Source organism: Mesorhizobium sp. M1A.F.Ca.IN.020.06.1.1 (assembly GCF_004023265.1).
Taxonomy (GTDB): domain Bacteria; phylum Pseudomonadota; class Alphaproteobacteria; order Rhizobiales; family Rhizobiaceae; genus Mesorhizobium.
In genome coordinates this window covers 1-3,320 of record NZ_RZSR01000689.1, presented here as the reverse complement: position 1 = coordinate 3,320, position 3,320 = coordinate 1, and the positions used below count along the sequence as shown (strand labels likewise).

General features: G+C 63.9%; 4 protein-coding genes. 1 reads left to right on the top strand and 3 read right to left on the bottom strand.

What is annotated here, in order from left to right:
* Positions 1-39 precede the first annotated feature (39 nt).
* Complete coding sequence (locus EOA60_RS25100; RefSeq protein ID WP_128312073.1) at positions 40-1,575, top strand: DHA2 family efflux MFS transporter permease subunit; 1,536 nt, start codon at positions 40-42, stop codon at positions 1,573-1,575.
* A 93-nt stretch (positions 1,576-1,668) separates the two neighbouring features.
* On the opposite strand, the gene msrB is transcribed toward EOA60_RS25100, so the two are convergent.
* The 3 genes from msrB to EOA60_RS25085 all read right to left on the bottom strand — a co-directional run.
* Positions 1,669-2,172 (bottom strand): peptide-methionine (R)-S-oxide reductase MsrB, encoded by a 504-nt coding sequence (msrB, locus tag EOA60_RS25095; RefSeq protein ID WP_067323811.1) that lies wholly within the window; start codon positions 2,170-2,172, stop codon positions 1,669-1,671.
* Between the two features lie 195 nt (positions 2,173-2,367).
* On the bottom strand, positions 2,368-2,925 hold the full coding sequence (locus tag EOA60_RS25090) for a fasciclin domain-containing protein (RefSeq protein WP_067323809.1): 558 nt from the start codon (positions 2,923-2,925) through the stop codon (positions 2,368-2,370).
* 207 nt (positions 2,926-3,132) lie between these two features.
* Positions 3,133-3,320: anti-sigma factor (locus tag EOA60_RS25085; RefSeq protein ID WP_206628219.1), on the bottom strand; the 188-nt coding region annotated here is incomplete at its 5' end.

Here is a 3,320-nt window from a genome sequence, read left to right as displayed (position 1 = left end):
GCGCCGGCACGTCCGGCAGCCGCCGCCCCCGCCGACCACATGCCGGCGCGCCGCGTCATCGCCTTCCTGGCGATGGTGTTCGGCATGTTCATGGCGATCCTCGATATCCAGATCGTCTCGGCATCGCTGGCCGAGATCCAGGCCGGCCTCAGCGCCAGCTCCGACGAGATCCCGTGGGTTCAGACCGCCTATCTGATCGCGGAAGTGGTGATGATCCCGCTGTCGGGCTTCCTCAGCCGCATGCTGTCGACCCGCGTGCTGTTCACGACCGCGGCCGCCGGCTTCACAGCAGCAAGCGCGCTGGCCGCGACCGCCACCAACATCGACCAGATGATCGTCTACCGCGCCATCCAGGGCTTTATCGGCGGCGGCATGATTCCGAGTGTGTTCGCTGCCGCCTTCACCATCTTCCCGCCGTCGCGCCGCGCCGTCGTCTCGCCGATGATCGGCCTCGTGGCGACGCTGGCGCCGACCATCGGCCCGACGGTCGGCGGCTATATCAGCCATGCCATGTCCTGGCACTGGCTGTTCCTGATCAATGTCGTGCCGGGCATACTGGTGGCGACGGCTGCCTGGTCGCTGATCGATTTCGACAAGCCGAACCTCAAGCTGTTCTCCAAGTTCGACTGGTGGGGCCTGATCGGCATGGCCGCCTTCCTTGGCTGCATGGAATACGTGCTGGAGGAAGGCCCGAACCATGACTGGCTGCAGGAGCCGGCCGTCTTTGCCTGCGCCATCATCATGACCATAGGCGGTCTCATCTTCTTCTGGCGCGTGTTCACCGCCGAGGAGCCGATCGTCGATCTGCGGGCCTTCAACAATGTCAATTTCGCCTTCGGCTCGCTGTTCTCCTTCGTGGTCGGCATCGGCCTTTACGGGTTGACCTACCTCTATCCGGTGTTCCTCGGCCGCATCCGCGGTTACGATTCGATGATGATCGGCGAGGCGCTGTTCGTCAGCGGCCTGGCGATGTTCTTCACCGCGCCCGTTGCCGGCATCCTGTCGAACAAGATCGATCTCAGGCTGATGATGATGGTCGGCTTCATCGGCTTCGCCACCGGCACATGGTGGATGACGCATCTCACCGCCGACTGGGATTTTTATGAGCTCTTGATCCCGCAGATCCTGCGCGGCTGCTCGATGATGCTGTGCATGGTGCCGATCAACAACATCGCGCTCGGCACGCTGCCGCCGGAGCGGCTGAAGAATGCGTCGGGCCTGTTCAACCTGACCCGCAATCTCGGCGGTGCCGTCGGCCTGGCAGTCATCAACACGGTGCTGATCGACCGCAATGCCTTTCACTATGCAAGGCTTTCCGAGCATGGGCAGTGGGGCAGCGAGGCCGCGCAGACCAAGCTGCAGAACATGACGTTGACCTTCCAGCAAAACGCCGGCCTCGACGCCACGACCGCCGCCATTTCAAAGCTGTCCGGCATGGTGCAGCAGCAGGCGGCGCTGTTGTCCTTCATGGACGTGTTCATGATGCTGACCGTGCTGTTCGCCTCGCTCGGATTTTTCGTGCTGTTCATCAACAAGCCGACACAGCAAGGCGGCGGTGGCGGCGGAGGCCATTGAGGAGCCGGAACCCCCGCCTGGCGTCCTCAACGCGTGACCCCGGAAATCGTCGCCGATTTCCGGGGTCATTTCTTTGGACAGATCGCAGTCCGCTCAGGCCGCGGCGGGCTTGAAGGTCAGCGCCACGCCGTTGATGCAGTGGCGCAGGCCGGTGGGCGGCGGGCCGTCGTCGAAGACATGGCCAAGATGACCGCCGCAACGGCGGCAATGCACCTCGGTGCGCGTCATGCCGAGCGAACGGTCTTCGGTCTTGCCGATGGCATTGGGGATCTCCTGCCAGAAGCTCGGCCATCCCGTGCCGGAATCGAACTTCGTTTCCGACGGATAGACCGGCAGGTCGCATCCGGCGCAGGCGAAGATGCCCTTGCGGTGTTCGTTGAGCAGCGGGCTGGTGCCCGGATATTCGGTGCCCTCCCTGCGCAGCACGTCGAAGGCGGCATCCGAAAGGATGGCGCGCCATTCGGCGTCGGTCTTGGTGATCTCGAAGGTCTCGGCGGCCAGAGCCGGCTTCGCGCCGCCCATGTGCAACGCCGCTCCGGCTCCGATTGTGAGGGCAGTGGCGGCGGCACCGCTCCAGAGAAAGTCGCGACGGTTCATGGCCTTTCCTCCTGACGTGATCTTACAAACTAGGACGCCACCGGAAAAGCAAAAGCCGGTGACGGTTCGCGCGCCACCCCGCGTCGACCCATGCCCTGGCGATGCGGAGCGGCGCTTGACGGCAGCACGGATCGTGGGAGGGAGACCGTGCGGCCGGCGCGGACATACGCCACTTCGCCGGCCGCACGCGCTTTGTTACATCTTCGGCAGAAGAACCTTGTCGATGACGTGGATGACGCCGTTCGACTGGCGCACGTCGGCGATTGTGACATGAGCGACGTTGCCGTTCTCGTCGGTCGCCGTGACCTTGCCCTTTTCGGACTTCAGCGTCAGGGCGCAGCCGCCGACGGTCTTGACCTCATGCGCACCGCCATCGGCCTTGGCCATCTTGGCGACGTCGGCGGCCAGCGCCTTGGCGGCAATGACATGGCAGGTAAGGATCTTGGTCAGCTTGTCCTTGTTCTCGGGCTTGAGCAGCGTCTCGACGGTGCCGGCCGGAAGTGCAGCGAAGGCCTCGTTGGTCGGGGCAAAGACGGTGAAAGGACCGCGGGTCTGCAGCGTGTCGACCAAGCCGGCGGCCTTGACGGCGGCGACCAGCGTGGTGTGGTCCTTCGAATTGACGGCATTCTCGATGATGTTCTTCTTGGCATACATCGGCGCGCCGCCGACCATCGGATTGGCGGCATAGGCAACGGCGCCAAGCGCCGAAAGGCCGATTGTAGAGGCAAGCAGAAGGGTGGCGAGTTTACGCATTGTATCAGTCTCCTCGGGTTGTTTTCCCCATCCTTGGGGACGCGAGGAGATACGAGGCGTCAAAAACTTAGTTTCGCGAACTTCGAAGATTTTTTATTCGTCGGCCCGGATGGAAACGTACCGCGTCTAGGCGCACGAAAGCGCTGCTGCCGACACATGTCGGGTGGATAGACTTCGGATAGTCTCCAATTCTTTTCCGAAATGTCGTCAGATGCCCTTCAGATCGCCGGCGGCGACGACGGGGCCGGTCGGCTGGCCGGTCGGCGAACCGCCGGCCGGCTCGAGACTGACGGCGAGCACGGCGCCTTGCGCCAGCTTCTCCTGCACGGCCGGCGTGACGGCCATGCGCGCGGTCTGGCCGGCCGGGATGACGCCCATCGAGACCGGCGCAGTCT